This window comes from Streptomyces sp. APSN-46.1, assembly GCF_022815725.1.
Lineage (GTDB): Bacteria > Actinomycetota > Actinomycetes > Streptomycetales > Streptomycetaceae > Streptomyces.
This window is the reverse complement of record NZ_JALGRF010000012.1, coordinates 19,297-33,317: the sequence shown is the minus strand read 5'-3', so window position 1 is coordinate 33,317 and position 14,021 is coordinate 19,297. Positions and strand designations below refer to the sequence as shown.

At 72.7% G+C, this 14,021-nt stretch carries 12 protein-coding genes; 4 read left to right on the top strand and 8 right to left on the bottom strand.

Annotated elements, in window-relative coordinates:
• Positions 1 to 8: 8 nt before the first annotated feature.
• Positions 9 to 446 (bottom strand): MarR family winged helix-turn-helix transcriptional regulator, encoded by a 438-nt coding sequence (locus MTF65_RS25190; RefSeq protein ID WP_243631228.1) that lies wholly within the window; start codon positions 444 to 446, stop codon positions 9 to 11.
• A gap of 137 nt (positions 447 to 583) precedes the next feature.
• Between MTF65_RS25190 and MTF65_RS25185 the strand changes: the two genes are divergently transcribed.
• A complete protein-coding gene (locus tag MTF65_RS25185; RefSeq protein ID WP_007265601.1) occupies positions 584 to 766 on the top strand; it encodes a hypothetical protein in 183 nt (60 codons plus the stop codon).
• 17 nt (positions 767 to 783) lie between these two features.
• On the opposite strand, the gene MTF65_RS25180 is transcribed toward MTF65_RS25185, so the two are convergent.
• A complete protein-coding gene (locus MTF65_RS25180) occupies positions 784 to 2,250 on the bottom strand; it encodes an NCS2 family permease (RefSeq protein ID WP_243631227.1) in 1,467 nt (488 codons plus the stop codon).
• Positions 2,251 to 2,388: 138 nt separating this feature from the next.
• On the opposite strand from MTF65_RS25180, the gene MTF65_RS25175 reads away from it, so the two are divergent.
• Complete coding sequence (locus MTF65_RS25175; protein WP_243631226.1) at positions 2,389 to 2,673, top strand: DUF2530 domain-containing protein; 285 nt, start codon at positions 2,389 to 2,391, stop codon at positions 2,671 to 2,673.
• A gap of 164 nt (positions 2,674 to 2,837) precedes the next feature.
• Positions 2,838 to 5,291 carry an HAD-IC family P-type ATPase gene (locus tag MTF65_RS25170; protein ID WP_243631225.1) on the top strand — a complete coding sequence of 818 codons (2,454 nt, stop codon included), beginning with the start codon at positions 2,838 to 2,840 and terminating at the stop codon, positions 5,289 to 5,291.
• Between the two features lie 25 nt (positions 5,292 to 5,316).
• Here the strand turns inward: MTF65_RS25170 and MTF65_RS25165 are convergent, their stop codons facing one another.
• Positions 5,317 to 6,528, bottom strand: coding sequence for an MFS transporter (locus MTF65_RS25165; protein ID WP_243631224.1), 1,212 nt, complete (start codon positions 6,526 to 6,528; stop codon positions 5,317 to 5,319).
• Positions 6,529 to 6,614: 86 nt separating this feature from the next.
• On the opposite strand from MTF65_RS25165, the gene MTF65_RS25160 reads away from it, so the two are divergent.
• Positions 6,615 to 7,607: a DUF5937 family protein gene (locus MTF65_RS25160; RefSeq protein WP_243631223.1), complete on the top strand. Its 993-nt coding sequence runs from the start codon at positions 6,615 to 6,617 to the stop codon at positions 7,605 to 7,607.
• A 36-nt stretch (positions 7,608 to 7,643) separates the two neighbouring features.
• On the opposite strand, the gene MTF65_RS25155 is transcribed toward MTF65_RS25160, so the two are convergent.
• From MTF65_RS25155 to MTF65_RS25135, 5 genes are all read right to left on the bottom strand, one after another.
• Entirely contained in the window at positions 7,644 to 10,865 is a 3,222-nt protein-coding gene (locus MTF65_RS25155; RefSeq protein ID WP_243631222.1) for a molecular chaperone Hsp90, read from the bottom strand.
• A gap of 214 nt (positions 10,866 to 11,079) precedes the next feature.
• Complete coding sequence (locus tag MTF65_RS25150; protein ID WP_243631221.1) at positions 11,080 to 11,949, bottom strand: GNAT family N-acetyltransferase; 870 nt, start codon at positions 11,947 to 11,949, stop codon at positions 11,080 to 11,082.
• An 87-nt stretch (positions 11,950 to 12,036) separates the two neighbouring features.
• Positions 12,037 to 12,201, bottom strand: coding sequence for a hypothetical protein (locus MTF65_RS25145; protein ID WP_243631220.1), 165 nt, complete (start codon positions 12,199 to 12,201; stop codon positions 12,037 to 12,039).
• Positions 12,198 to 13,322 (bottom strand): radical SAM protein, encoded by a 1,125-nt coding sequence (locus MTF65_RS25140; RefSeq protein ID WP_243631219.1) that lies wholly within the window; start codon positions 13,320 to 13,322, stop codon positions 12,198 to 12,200. Before MTF65_RS25140 ends, MTF65_RS25145 begins: the two co-directional genes overlap by 4 nt.
• A gap of 244 nt (positions 13,323 to 13,566) precedes the next feature.
• The gene (locus tag MTF65_RS25135; protein ID WP_243631218.1) at positions 13,567 to 13,896 is read right to left on the bottom strand and encodes a hypothetical protein; all 330 of its coding nucleotides are present in this window, start codon (positions 13,894 to 13,896) and stop codon (positions 13,567 to 13,569) included.
• Positions 13,897 to 14,021: the final 125 nt, after the last annotated feature.

Genomic DNA, 14,021 nt, shown 5'->3' with positions numbered 1-14,021 from the left:
CGTCTCGGTTACAAGTGCGCGAGCTTCTCCAGGACGGGCGCGGCCGCGCGCAGCTTGGCCCATTCGTCCTCGGTCAGCCCGGCCGCGAGCCCGGCCAGGAAGGCATTGCGCTTGCGACGGCTCTCTTCGAGCATCGCCTCGGCCTCCTCCGTCTGGCGGACCACCTTCTGGCGGCGGTCGTCCGGGTGCGGCTCCAGCGTGACCAGCCCCTTGGCTTCGAGCAGCGCGACGATGCGCGTCATCGACGGCGGCTGCACGTGCTCCCGTCGGGCCAGCTCACCCGGGGTGGCATGGCCGCAGCGGGCAAGGGTGCCGAGCACCGACATCTCGGTCGGGCTCAGCGATTCGTCGACGCGCTGGTGCTTCAGGCGCCGGCCCAGCCGCATGACGGCGGAGCGGAGATCGTTCACGGCGGCAGCGTCGTCGCCATGGGAAAGGTCACGCATGTTCATTAGAGTAACTCATTACTCTCGCTAAGGAAAATTGGAATGCCGGGAGCCGGGGGAGACCCTCATCACTCGTAAGGGTGAGTCTGTTCGGGAAAGCGACACGCGTCCACGCCCTCTGCCCCGACCCTTTCGGCATGGGGACACATGTGCTGAGCATGCGCATAGACGGGGAGCTGCTGGAGCGGCTCCGGCACCATGCCGCGAAACGCGGAATGAGCGTCCAGGACTATGTCGTCCGGACGCTCATTCGCGATGACTTCGACGAGCGGTTCAAGGCCGCCGTCGACGAGACGGAGAAGTTCTACGGCCTTACGTAAGGGCCTACGTAAGGGCCCTACGTGAGGCCGAGTGCCGGCATCGCGTAGAAGAAGACGAACACCGCCGACACGACGTACATGGCCGCCGGAACCTCGCGGCCCCGGCCCGTCGCCAGGCGCAGCGCGCTGAAGCTCACGAAGCCGATGCCGATGCCGTTGGTGATCGAGTACGTGAAGGGCATCATCACCATCGCCAGGAAGGCCGGGACGGCGATGGTGAAGTCGCTCCAGTCGATGTCCTTGACCGAGCCGGCCAGGATCAGGAAGCCGACCGCCACGAGCGCGGGGGTGGCCGCCTGCGAGGGCACCATGGTGGCCAGCGGGGTGAGGAACAGCGCCACGGCGAAGAGGCCGCCCGTCACCACGTTCGCCAGGCCCGTACGGGCGCCTTCGCCGACGCCCGCCGTGGACTCCACGAAGCAGGTGGTGGCCGACGACGAGGTCGCGCCGCCCGAGGCGACGGCCAGGCCGTCGACGAGCAGGACCTTGTTGATGCCGGGGAAGTCGCCGTTCCGGTCGATCAGCTTGGCCTCGTCGCCGACGCCGAGGATGGTGCCCATCGCGTCGAAGAAGCAGGACAGCAGCACGGTGAAGACGAACAGGACGCCCGTCAGCATCCCGACCTTCTCGAAGCCGCCGAAGAGGCTGACCTGGCCGACGAGGCCGAAGTCGGGCGCGGCCACCGGGTTCCCCGGCCACTCGGGCACGGTCAGGCCCCAGCCCGAGTCGGGCAGCGGGGCGACCAGCTGGACGACGACGGCGACGGCGGTCATGACCACGATGGAGATCAGGATCGCGCCCGGGGTCTTACGGATCAGCAGCGCCAGGGTCAGCAGGACGCCGGCGGCGAAGATCAGGACCGGCCAGCCGAGCAGGTGGCCGCCCGTGCCGAGCTGGAGCGGGACCGTGGTGTGCGCGGCGTCCGGGATGCGGGTGACGAACCCGGAGTCGACCAGTCCGATCAGCATGATGAACAGGCCGATGCCGATCGCGATGCCCTTGCGCAGCCCCAGCGGGACGGCGTTCATGACGCGCTCGCGCAGGCCCGTGGCGACCAGCAGCATCACCACGAAGCCGGCGAGGACCACCATGCCCATGGCGTCCGGCCAGCTCATGCGCGGGGCGAGCTGGAGGGCGACGACCGTGTTGACGCCGAGGCCCGCCGCCAGCGCGATCGGGACGTTTCCGATGACGCCCATGAGGAGCGTGGTGAAGGCGGCCGTCAGGACGGTGGCGGTGACGAGCTGGCCGCCGTCGAGCTGGTGCCCGTACATGTCCTTCGCGCTGCCGAGGATGATCGGGTTCAGCACGATGATGTAGGCCATCGCGAAGAAGGTCGCCAGGCCGCCGCGGACCTCGCGGGCCACGGTGGAGCCGCGCTCGGAGATCTTGAAGTAGCGGTCCAGGCCGGACGTGCCCCGAGGGCCGCCGGGGATGGCGTCCGCGGGGGCGGCGTCTACGGGGGCGGGGGCCGACGTGGTCATACGGTCCTCAACGTCCTCATTGGGTGATTCATACGAAGAAAATGGGCCAAGCCGAAACCGTTTCAGTATGAACACATGAACGAAAGGCCGTCCATCTCCGCGCGTAGACCCCGGCCGCGCCCACCTAGACTTGAGGGCATGGCGAAATGGACACCGAAGCACGAGGCGCCCGAGCCCCTGGAGGGGCCGATCGTCGCGACCGTCACCGGCGGCACGATCATCTGGTTCGCCCTCTTCCTCGTCCAGCTCCCCTTCTACGGGTGGTTCGCCGACCGGGACATGCTGTGGTGGGTCTGGACCTGCGCGGCCGGCGGCTTCCTCGGCCTGATCGGCATCTGGTACGTCCGGGGCCGCGACACCGCCCTCAAGCGCCATGTTGCTGCGCAGGCTCAGCAGGCGGCACCGCCGGCCGGCGAGGCGTAGCCACCCGGGCGGGTGCGGGTCCGTGTCCTGGGGCTCCGCCCCAGACCCCGCGCCTCAAACGCCGGCGGGGCTGGAACACAAACGCCGGGGGCTGGAACTCAAACGCCGGCGGGGCTGGAACGCTCGGCGGGTGAAGCGTTCGAACCGCGCTTAACGTCGAAAACATGACGCAGCGGGCAGACACCGACCAGGACGGGCCGGAGCGGGCCGCCGCCGCCATCGACGCGGGGGCCGAGCTCGACCCGGTCCACCCCGTCCAGCCGCCCGCACCCCGGTGCAAGCCCGGCGGCCTGACCACCGCCGAGGTCGCCGAACGCGTAGCGCGCGGTGCCGTCAACGACGTCCCCGTCCGCAGCAGCCGCTCCACCACCGACATCGTGCGCGCGAACGTCTTCACCCGGTTCAACGCCATCATCGGCGTCCTCTGGGTGGTCATGCTGATCGTCGCGCCGATCCAGGACAGCCTCTTCGGCTTCGTGATCATCGCCAACACGGGCATCGGCATCATCCAGGAGATGCGCGCCAAGAAGACCCTGGACAGCCTGGCCGTCATCGGCGAGGTCAAGCCCAGCGTCCGCCGCGACGGCAGGACCGCCGAGATCTCCACCTCCGAGATCGTCCTCGGCGACGTCCTCGAACTCGGCCCCGGCGACAAGGTCGTCGTCGACGGAGCCGTCGGCGAGGCCGACGGCCTGGAGATCGACGAGTCCCTGCTCACCGGCGAGGCCGACCCGGTCCTGAAGAAGCCCGGCGACCCGGTCATGTCCGGCTCCTTCGTGGTCGCCGGCGGCGGCGCCTTCACCGCCACCAAGGTCGGCCGCGAGGCCTACGCCGCCCAGCTGGCGGAAGAGGCCTCCCGCTTCACGCTCGTCCACTCCGAACTGCGCTCCGGCATCTCCACCATCCTCAAGTACGTCACCTGGATGATGATCCCGACCTCGATCGGCCTGATCATCAGCCAGCTCGTCGTCAAGGACAGCAACCTCAAGGACTCCATCGCCCGCACCGTCGGCGGCATCGTCCCGATGATCCCCGAGGGCCTGGTCCTCCTCACCTCCGTCGCCTTCGCCATCGGCGTCATCCGCCTCGGCCGCAAGCAGTGCCTCGTCCAGGAGCTGCCCGCCATCGAGGGCCTCGCCCGCGTCGACGTGGTCTGCCTCGACAAGACCGGCACCCTCACCGAGGGCGGCATGGACGTCACCGAGCTGCGCCCCCTCGGCGGCGCGGAGGCGGCGTACGTCAAGAAGGTGCTCGGCGCGCTCGGCGAGTCCGACCCGCGCCCCAACGCCAGCCTCCAGGCCATCGTCGACGCCTACCCGGACAGCGCGGAGTGGCGCTGCACCGAGTCGCTGCCGTTCTCCTCCGCCCGCAAGTACAGCGGCGCCAGCTTCAGCGAGGGCGACGGCGAGAACTCCACCTGGCTGCTCGGCGCCCCCGACGTGCTCCTGCCGGCCGGGGACCCGGCGCTCGACGAGATCGACGGCCTCAACGAGCAGGGCCTGCGCGTCCTGCTGCTCGCCCGCTCCGGGCGCGAACTCGACGACGCGGCCGTGGCCACCGGGGTCCGGCCGACCGCGCTCGTCGTCCTGGAGCAGCGGCTGCGCCCCGACGCGGCCGAGACGCTGCGCTACTTCGAGGACCAGAACGTCAAGGCGAAGGTCATCTCCGGTGACAACGCGATCTCCGTCGGCGCGGTGGCCGGCAAGCTCGGCCTGCCGGGCGCGCAGAACACCGTGGACGCGCGCGAGCTGCCGGCGGAGCGCGACGGGATGGCCCAGGTCCTCGACGGCAACGCGGTCTTCGGACGGGTCACCCCGCAGCAGAAGCGGGACATGGTCGGGGCGCTCCAGTCCAGGGGCCACACCGTGGCGATGACGGGCGACGGCGTCAACGACGTACTGGCCCTCAAGGACGCCGACATCGGCGTGTCGATGGGCTCCGGCTCCGAGGCGACCCGGGCCGTGGCCCAGATCGTCCTCCTGAACAACAGCTTCTCCACCCTGCCCTCGGTGGTCGCCGAGGGGCGCCGGGTCATCGGCAACATCACCCGCGTGGCCACCCTCTTCCTCGTGAAGACGGTGTACTCGGTGCTGCTGGCGATCCTGGTGGTGTGCTCGCAGGTGGAGTACCCCTTCCTGCCGCGCCATCTGACGCTGCTGTCCACGCTGACCATCGGCGTCCCGGCGTTCTTCCTGGCCCTGGCCCCGAACAAGGAACGCGCGAGGCCGCACTTCGTGAAGCGGGTGATGCGGTACGCGATCCCCGGCGGCGTGATCGCGGCCGTGGCCACCTTCGTGACGTACCTGCTGGCCCGCCACCACTACACGGGCGAGGGCGCCCTCCAGGCCGAGACGAGCGCGGCGACGCTGACGCTGTTCCTGACCACGATGTGGGTCCTGGTGATCATCGCCCGCCCGTACACGTGGTGGCGGGTCGGGCTGGTCGGGGCGATGGGGCTGGCGTTCCTGATCGTGCTCGTGGTGCCGTGGCTGCAGAGGTTCTTCGAGCTGAAGCTGGTCGGTACGACCATGCCGTGGACGGCGGTCGCCGTCGCGGCGGCCGCCGCGTTCCTGATCGAGGTCACCTTCCGGTGGGTGGCCCGGAAGTTCCCCGCCTGAGGCCCGCCCGGGCCTCCCCGAGGCCCTACGCCGCGAGGTCGTGGGCCGTGCGGGCCGCCACCCGGCCGCGCAGCGCCAGGGTCGCCGCCGCCGTGGCGAGGCCGGCGCCCAGGGCGATCCACCACAGGGCCGCCGCACCGAGCCCGGTGTACAGGGTGACGCCCAGGGTGAGGGCGGCGAACCGGGCGACGCCCCAGGTCCAGCCGAAGGCGCCCTGGTAGCGGCCGCGCGCGGCGGCCGGGGCGAGGCTGGCGACCACCGAGGCCGCGATGCCGGCCACCACCACCTCGCCGAGCGACCAGACGACCACCGACGCCGCGTACCCGGCGACCGAGTCCGCGAGGCCCGTCAGCGCCACGCCGAGGGCGATCAGCGCGCTGCCCGCCGCCTGCACCGGCAGTTGCGGCAGCCGGGCGAGCCGGGCCGTCACCACGGGCTGGAGCGCCACCACCAGGACGGCGTTGACCGCCGCCATCGCCCCGTACACGGCGGGCGAGAGCCCGCTGTCGCGCACGGCCAGCGGCAGCGCGACCTCGGTCAGCGAGTACACGAACAGCTGGACGCCGAAGAGCGGCAGGAGCGCGAGCAGCAGCCGGTCCCGGAAGACGACCCCGTAGCCCAGACCGGCGGCGGCCTTGCCGTCGTCCCCCGCGGAGGCCCCCGCGCCGGGAGTGCGCAGCGGCTCGCGCAGCCGGGTCGCCACCACCGTCGCGTAGACCAGCAGGGTCCCGGCGTCGACCGCGAAGAGCAGCCAGTAGCCGTGCGCGGCGAGGAAGCCGCCGAGCACGCCGGCCACGGCCGTACCGATGTTGACGCCCCAGCCGAACAGGGCGTACGCGCGCTGCCGCCGCTCCGGGTCCACGGAGTCGGCCATCAGGGCGTACGCGGCGGGGCCGACCGTCGCCGAGGCGGCGCTGATCAGCAGCGCGGCCGCCGCCATCGTCCACAGCCCGGGCGCGAGGAACAGCGCGCCCTGCGCCGCCGCCGCGCCGAGGAGGCCGATCAGCATCGTCGGGCGGCGGCCGATCCGGTCGGCGAGCACCCCGCCGAGCGCCGGGCCGAGCAGATTGCCCGCCCCCAGCGCGCCGAGGACGTACGAGGTCTCGGCGCCGGTCACACCCCGGTCGGCCAGCAGGAACACCAGGAACGGGGTGACGAGATGGCCGAGCCGGTTGACGATCGTGCCGGCGAAGAGGGTCCATACGGTGGGCGGGAGTCCGCGGAAGGTGGAGGGCATGCGAGGAGCCTGCGCCCGCACACCCCCGACCCCGAATTGATTAAGCTCAGACCGAATCCAATGGATCGACGGGGTGGGGTACGGGCATGGAGCCGGGACTGAGTTTCTCCGCGGCGGATCTGGCGCAGACCAGGTTCGCCGTCTCCCCGATGTGGGAGGTCGTCACCAGCTTCCGGCTGCTGAGGGGCGCCACCGAGCCCCCGCTGCACCGCCGTTGGGCCGCGCAGGTACGGCCCCGGCTGCTGCGCGCGGGCCTGGAGCGGGGCTGGCTGGCCGCGCTGATCCCGGGCGACGGCTACCTCGCGGACTTCCTCAACCCGACCCCGGCCGGGCCCTTCCCCGCATTCTCCGCCGAGCTCGACGCCATCCGCCGCAGCAGCCCGCGGCAGGTCCGGGCGGACCTCGACACGCTGTGCCTCAAGTCCGGTCCCTCGCAACGGCGCCGACTGCTCCACGAGGACCCCGAGGCAGTGCTGGAGAAGGTGACCGCCGAGATCGAGACGTACTGGGAACTCGCGCTCGCACCCTACTGGCCCCGCATCCGGCAGCTGCTGGAGGCCGACGTGTTCCACCGCGCCCGGCAGGTCGCCGAGCACGGCTCCGCCCACGTACTGAACGAGCTCCACGACTCCGTCAGCTGGGACACGGGGACCCTGCGCCTGGTCCACAGGCAGTGCAAGCTGACCCGGGACCAGGCCGGCTCCGGGCTGCTGCTGGTGCCCTCGGCCTTCGCCTGGCCCCGCGTGCTGACCCGTGCGGTGGCGCCCGAACCGCCGCAACTGGCGTATCCGGCACGGGGGATCGGCACCCTGTGGGAGCCCCGGACGGCCGGTGGCGCCGCCGACGCGGTCGCCGCGGTCCTCGGCCGCTCGCGCGCCCAGCTGCTGGCCGAACTCGACGTCCCGGCCTCGACCACGCAGCTCGCCCGCGGCTGCGGACTGTCCGCCGCCGGCGTGTCCCAGCACCTCACGGCCCTGCGCAACGCCGGCCTGGTCACGGCGCACCGCAACGGCCGCTCGGTGCTCTACGCCCGAACGGCCGTCGCGGACGCGCTCCTCACCCCGGCCGCGGCTCCCTGAGCGGTCCCGAACCGGCGGGTCAGTCGAACCGGCGGGTCAGTCGAACCAGCGGTCGCGGGCCAGTTCCGCCGTGCGCGAGGGGTCCTCCAGGAGGGCGGCCACCTCGAAGCGGCGCGGCCACTGGCCCGCCGCCCAGGCCAGGCCCGCCGCCACGCCCTCCAGAGTGGCCGCGTGCAGGGTGCCGTCCGGGGTGCGGCGCCAGTCCAGCTCGACGCCGCCCGCGATCAGCTCCTCGTGTTCGAGGTACGTGGCCGGGGTCGCCGCACCGAGCAGGACCCGCACCGACTCCGGTACGTCGTGCTCCTCGCCCGGGGTCGTGACCTCCGCCGGGACCGTCTCCGAGAGCCGCCGCACCTGGAGCAGCTCCGCCAGATCGGCGGCCCGGGTCGGGGAGACCGGGAGCAGCGCGAGGCCCGCCGTCAGCGGCAGCAGGTCCGGGGCGTCCGCGATGACCGCGTCGGCCGCGTCCACCACGCGTACCTCGCCGTCCACCACCACCCGCAGCTCGTCCGGGAGGGTGACCTGCTCGGGGTCCAGGTACGACAGCGCCCCGTACAGGGCGTGCAGTTGGCGGTCGCCGACCTCGCGCTCCGGGTCGGCGAGGCGGCCCAGGAGCTCGGCCGCGCCGCCGGGTTCGTCGAGCAGGGCCGCCACGGAGGTGCGTACGCCCAGGGCCCGCAGGACCTGCTCGTCCTCGAAGCCGGTGGCGTCCGCCGAGGTGTAGAGGCCCTCCAGCAGCGGGTCACCGCCCGCCGAGCGCAGGCCGGCCGGGCGGCGGCCGTCGAGTACCGGGTGGTCGCGCAGCCACCAGGCGGTGTACGGGCGGACCGACTGGGTGGTGCCGTCCGGGAGCAGGATCCGCACGGGCTGGGTCAGCGCGTCGCGCAGCGGGGGCTGCGCGAGCATGGCCAGCGCCCGCGGCCAGCAGTCGTCGTCGACCAGGTCCAGATCGCGGACGGCGATCAGCTCCGTGGCCACCGGCGGGACGGGCGTCTCCGGGAGCTGGTCCAGCAGGTCCTCGCACCACACGTCCACCGCGTCCAGCAGACCCGCGTCGTCCGGCTCGGCGAAGTCCCCTTCGCGCGGCTCCAGTTCGTCCGGGTCGAGGACCAGGTCGGTGGCGCGGACCAGCTGGAACTCGGCCAGCACTCCGACGGCGGTGAGCGTGTCCGTGTCCCACCGGGAGGCGAGCTCGGCGTCGAGGTACGGGATCTCGTCCTCGCGGATCACCGAGGCCAACGGCGAGCCGGGCAGCAGGAGTTCACCCGCCGGGGTCAGCTCGCCGTCCTCGTCCGGGAGGGCCAGCGCGCCCAGCCAGGGCTCGTCGCCGGGGGCCAGGCCCGCGTCGCGGACCAGGGCCAGCACCAGCTCAGCGAGCTCGTCGGCGTCGAGGGCGTCCGCGTCCTCGTCCCAGATCTCCCCGGCGTCCAGCGAGGCGGCGACCGCGGCCCGCACCTGCGGGGTCGTCAGCACCGCGCGCGGCGTGGCCGGGAGGGCGCCGAGCTTCTCCAGCAGCGGGTGCGCCGCGTCCGCGTGGGCCACCTTCAGCCCCAGCCGGGCCAGGCGCGTACTCGAAGCCGCGGGCGTGTCCGCGCCGGGCAGCAGGATGTGCCGGGGCCCGATGGCGGTGCGCCCGTCGGCGAGCGGCACGGGCAGCCCGGACAGCCGGTCCGGGTCCACCCCGGCCAGGCTGTCGTAGAGCCGGTGCCACCACTCGGGGGTGCGTTCGATACCGGCGATCCGCTCGATGGCGTCACCCAGCGGGAGCCGGCCCACGCCCAGGGTGCGCAGCTCGGGCCGCCGCTCCAGACCGGCCGGGAGCAGGGTCGGCAGCACCTCCGCGAGGACCCGTACGGTGTCGGCGCCCGCGCCCTCCACCACCTCGGCCTCGAAGGGGCGCAGGGCGGCCCGCTCCTCGGCGTGCTCGGGCGGGGCGGCGGGCGCGAGGAAGGCCGTACGGGGGAGCCGCCGGAGCACGGCGCCGCGCAGGGCCCCGTCCAGCTCCCCCTTGCCGAGCGGGCCGGGTACGAGGTCCACGAGCGCGGTGCTCACCGGATCCCAGGCGGCCAGCAGTTCGGCGTAGGCGTCGGCCGCGCGCTCCACGAGGAAGTCGGTCAGCGGGCCCGGCGCGGGGTGCCGGCGGGCGGTGTCCAGCGGGAGGCTCGCGATGAGCAGCGCGGGGATGCCCAGCGGCTCGTCCGTCGGGGTCGGCGCGTGCACCACGGGCGCGGTGGCCGGATACAGGGGCGCGCCCTCGCCGTCGACCGGGACCGCCCAGGAGACCGTCCACGTCGGGCGCAGCCGCTCCTCGACCGGGCGGTCGGCGAGCAGGGCGCGCTCGATGGGGCCGCTGTGGCGGACGGTGCGCCAGCGGTGGGTGCCGGAGAGGGAGTCCTCGATGACGGTGTACGGGCCTTCGACGCGCCGGTGCAGGGTCCGCGTGCCGACTGCGGGGGTGTCCACGATGACCTCGCGCAGCCCGGGCAGGGTGAGGAGCAGCGCGTCGTCGATGCCGGCCAGCAGCCGCTCCACCAGGTCCTCGGCGGCGGCGTCGCGCAGCGGGAGGACCACGACCGTGTCGTAGCCCTCGGGCGCGGTGCCCTCGGCGGGCAGCGGGAGCCGCAGCAGCGGGACGTGGCCGTCCCGGCGGCGCAGCTCGTCGCCGAGGCCGGGGCTGCCGTTGGCGGCGTCCCGGGCGAGTTCGCGGGCCTCGGCGAGGGACCAGCGGACCCCGCCGTGGCGGCCCAGTACCGCCGGTTCGTCGGTCACGGCGAGGACGGCCGCGAACCCGACACCGAACCGCCCGACGGTCTCCCCGGCGCCGGCCGTTGCCCCGGCCCCGGCGTCGGCGCCCGAGCCAGCGCCCGAGTCCGCGCCTGCGCCGGCCGCCCGGCCCGGCCCGGTCGCGGGTTCCCGCTTGGCCGAGGCGCGCAGGGTGCTCAGCGACTCCACGCCCGTGGCGTCCAGCGGAGCACCGGTGTTGGCGACGGCCAGCACCGCGTGCCCGCCCTCGCCGGGGTGCAGGGTGAGCCGCATCCGCCCCGGTACCCCGGCGCGGGCGGCGGCGTCGGCGGCGTTCTGCGCCAGCTCGACCACGAGCCGGTCCCGGTAACCGCCGAGCGCCAGGTCCTCCTCGGCGTTGGCGTCCTCGCGGAAACGGGCCGGGCCCGCGCCCCAGGCGTCGAGCACCCCGCGCCGCAGCCTGGCCGTGCCGAAGGGGTCCACGCCGCCCTGTGCCGCCGTCACTCGCACGCTCACGCCGCTGCCTCCACATCGCCTGCCGGAGTCCTGACCCCGGAGCTATGAAGGTATCGCGTACGGGACTACGCCTTGCCCGTGAGGTGGGCGAACACGACGACGTTGGCATCCCAGTGCCGGTCCGGGGTCAGGTTGCCGCCGCAGGTGATCAGGTGGAGCTCCGCCTTGCTTTGGGTGTCCCCGTAGATCTTGTCGGTGGGGAAGGAGTCCTTTGCTACGCCCGTGTGGTGTGGCTGAAGCCGAGGGAGGTCAGTCCTTCGGACTGGCACAGCCTGTCGGAGGGGCCGCCGACCTCGGTCTGGAGGAGCTGGTAGGCGGCGCCGTGGGACTGGCCCCAGTGCATCGCGGCCCGCCACAGGACACGGCCCAGGCCCTGCCCTCGCGCCTCGGGCAGGACGGCGAAGTACTGGGGCATGAGCTGGGGGCATCCGATCGCGTCGGGGCGTACTTCCATGGGGCCGATCGCGCCCACGATGTAGTCCTCGACGGAGGCGGCGAGGACCGGGCCGCACCGGCCGGCCTGCATTTGGGTGTGGAGGAAGGCCAGGCCATCGCCCGCCATGGCCTCGGCGTACGGAGCGAAGGTCTCCTGCACGGCGGCCGGCCAGTCGGTGAGGGGGCGGACCGGGCCGCCGGGGTCGGGGCAGGGGCGGGTGGTGAAGTCCTGGAGCTGGATGCGGGTGCCGCGCGGGGAGTCGGTCTCGGGGCCGAGCGGGCGCACGACCCGGGCGTTGACCGCGTCGTGCACGGCGGCGAGCTTCGCGGCCAGTTCGGCTGCTTCATCCACGACGCTGTTGCGGTGCCCGTAGGCGAAGACCTTGACGGTGCCACGTCCGCGCCGGTTCAGGGTGGGGATGAGGGTGTGTTCGGGCTGGTGCACCACGTCGCCGCGGAGGACCGTCTCGTCCTTCTCGTTGCTCCAGCGCCGGTCCTTGTCGTAGTGGAGGAAAGACCGGTCAGTGACGGCCGCTCGCAGGGTGTCTTCGAAGAGGTCGACGGTGAGCGCGTGGGGGTGGACGGGGCCGAGAGTCGGCACGATCGGCGCGGTCAGTACGGGCCGGAGCCAGTCCCAGCGGAAGAACATGAGCGGCACCCTAACGGTCGGCCGGTCAAGGCTCAGGCCCCGACGCGAACGCGCCAGGGCCTGAACGGAACCGACCGGATCTGCCGGTCAGTGGGGGTTGTCGTCACCGGCGTCGCAGGAGCACTCCGCGCTCTCCACGACGTCGTCCAAGTCCAGGACGGCGGTCACCGAGAGGGCGGCCACGGGCGGCGCCGCACGGCGCGTCGAAGTCGGCGGGCCGGGAAGAAGGGTCACCGGTACGGGCGGGGTCATGATGCGTTCTCCTTGTCGCCGTGTTGGCAGTAGCTGTGCAGCGGCGCCTTGGCTTCCTGGTAGTGCTTGGCCAGGGGGCGGCAGACCCGGCAGGTGCCGGAAAGGGCGCAGCCTTCGCACCCTCCGGTGCGAAGCATGAGGCGGTCGGCGATGGCGCCGAGCCGGGTGAGGCCGTCGATGCCTTCGGCCATGAGGTCGATCTGGTCGTCCCGGCCGACCTTGCAGATCGACACCTTGGCGTGGGGGTCGGCGTGGAAGAAGGTGTGTCCCGCGTTGCAGCCGGCGAACGGCTTGCGCTGCCGCAGATGGGCGGCGGACTGAGCAAGCAGCGGCTCGCCGCCGCCGTAGATCGTGGGCGTCATGTTCGTGTAGGCGTGGTTCTCGACGTTCCACTCACCGGCGAGGGCGGCCATCTCGTCCGCCTCGGAGGAGTTGTCCTCCGTCACCACGACGTTGATGCGCAGAGGCAGGCCCGCCTCGCGTGCGGCGTCCATGCCGCGCCGAAACGCCTTCCACGCGCCACGGCGCTGGGTGAGCGTGTCGAAGGACTCCTCGCTCGCCCCGTACATGCTGACGACCAGCCGATAGGGCGGGCAGTCCCGGAAGAGCTTGAGGAGGTCCGGCCGCCAGAGCAGCGAGCCGTTGGTGGAGATGGTGAGCATCATCCCGGCCTGCCAGGCATACCGGTAGGCGCCCTGGAAGTCCGGGTCCATGGTGGGCTCGCCGCCGGTGATCTGGAGCCAGAGGACACCGGCCTCGCGCATGATGTCCAGCAGCCGCACCTTGTCCTCCCAGCCGAGCCCGGAGAAGGGGCGCTCGCCGAGGTAGCAGTGCTTGCAGCCGAAGTTGCAGCCGAGGTTGATCTCCCAGGAGGCGCGGCAGTAGCCGTACGGGGACGGCTCGCGCACCAGCACAGTGCCCTGCGCGGGTCGGCCACTCAGGTCGATGCCCCAGACATCGGCGGCGGTCCGCACCGCCCAGGTGGGCAGAGTCTCGCCGTCGGCGGCGGCCTGCCGCAGGCCGTCGTAGCGGTCGGCGGGGATGCGGGCACCGGCCCTCGCTCCGGGCTTGAGGAGCAGGTGCCCGTCGAGGAACGGGGAGGCGATCAGAGCGTGGGCCATCAGTGGCCTTCCTTCCAGGTCATAGAACGTGACGGCAGGCGTACGCCCTGACCGCCGGCGCGGCAGTAGATTTCGCCGAGCCCGTTGCAGGTGCCGCAGCTCTTGCCGGACGAGTCGGCGCCGCTGCCGCCACAGTCCCCGCAGCTCTCGTTGCGAGGAGGGCGAGGGTGTGGGCGCCGGGTCTGCATTCCGCCATGCGAGTCGGGGCGGGCGACGAGGAACGTGCGGTTGCGTGGGCTCATGATCAGCTGGTGCACGAGGCCTCCTCCAGGGCGTCTTCCCAGGTGTGCTGTTCGGCGTGGCCGGCGAACAGACAGCAGCCCTCACCGTCGGGCCCGGGGGCGACCACCGGGCAGTCCGCCCGCCCGACCAGCTCTGCCTCGGTTCTCCCATGCCAGCGGAGCCACAGCGCGGTCCCGTATTCCCCGAGGTCGTCGAGGAGGCCGTAGTGCTCACCGTCGTCGTGTGTGGACAACTGGCACTGCACAGCCCTGTCGACGCACTCCGCGGCCGACCTCTCCCGCGCTTCCCGCGCCAGGTCCAGGGGCACCCGGCGCCAGTGCGTGCACCGCATCACGACTCCGTCCGAGAGGAGGCTCCGGAGCGCGGGGAGTGGTCCGTGCAGCGCGGGCACGTGCAGGGCGGAAAGCCACCGGGATTGTCGAGGATCACCGGATTCTCGTCTTCCCGTACTTCTGT

Bases quoted from the DNA above. Each gene is read 5' to 3' on its own strand.
- MTF65_RS25190 (WP_243631228.1), bottom strand. From the start codon at position 446: ATGCGTGACCTTTCCCATGGCGACGACGCTGCCGCCGTGAACGATCTC.
- MTF65_RS25185 (WP_007265601.1), top strand. From the start codon at position 584: ATGGGGACACATGTGCTGAGCATGCGCATAGACGGGGAGCTGCTGGAG.
- MTF65_RS25180 (WP_243631227.1), bottom strand. From the start codon at position 2,250: ATGACCACGTCGGCCCCCGCCCCCGTAGACGCCGCCCCCGCGGACGCC.
- MTF65_RS25175 (WP_243631226.1), top strand. From the start codon at position 2,389: ATGGCGAAATGGACACCGAAGCACGAGGCGCCCGAGCCCCTGGAGGGG.
- MTF65_RS25170 (WP_243631225.1), top strand. From the start codon at position 2,838: ATGACGCAGCGGGCAGACACCGACCAGGACGGGCCGGAGCGGGCCGCC.
- MTF65_RS25165 (WP_243631224.1), bottom strand. From the start codon at position 6,528: ATGCCCTCCACCTTCCGCGGACTCCCGCCCACCGTATGGACCCTCTTC.
- MTF65_RS25160 (WP_243631223.1), top strand. From the start codon at position 6,615: ATGGAGCCGGGACTGAGTTTCTCCGCGGCGGATCTGGCGCAGACCAGG.
- MTF65_RS25150 (WP_243631221.1), bottom strand. From the start codon at position 11,949: ATGTTCTTCCGCTGGGACTGGCTCCGGCCCGTACTGACCGCGCCGATC.
- MTF65_RS25145 (WP_243631220.1), bottom strand. From the start codon at position 12,201: ATGACCCCGCCCGTACCGGTGACCCTTCTTCCCGGCCCGCCGACTTCG.
- MTF65_RS25140 (WP_243631219.1), bottom strand. From the start codon at position 13,322: ATGGCCCACGCTCTGATCGCCTCCCCGTTCCTCGACGGGCACCTGCTC.
- MTF65_RS25135 (WP_243631218.1), bottom strand. From the start codon at position 13,896: ATGCGGTGCACGCACTGGCGCCGGGTGCCCCTGGACCTGGCGCGGGAA.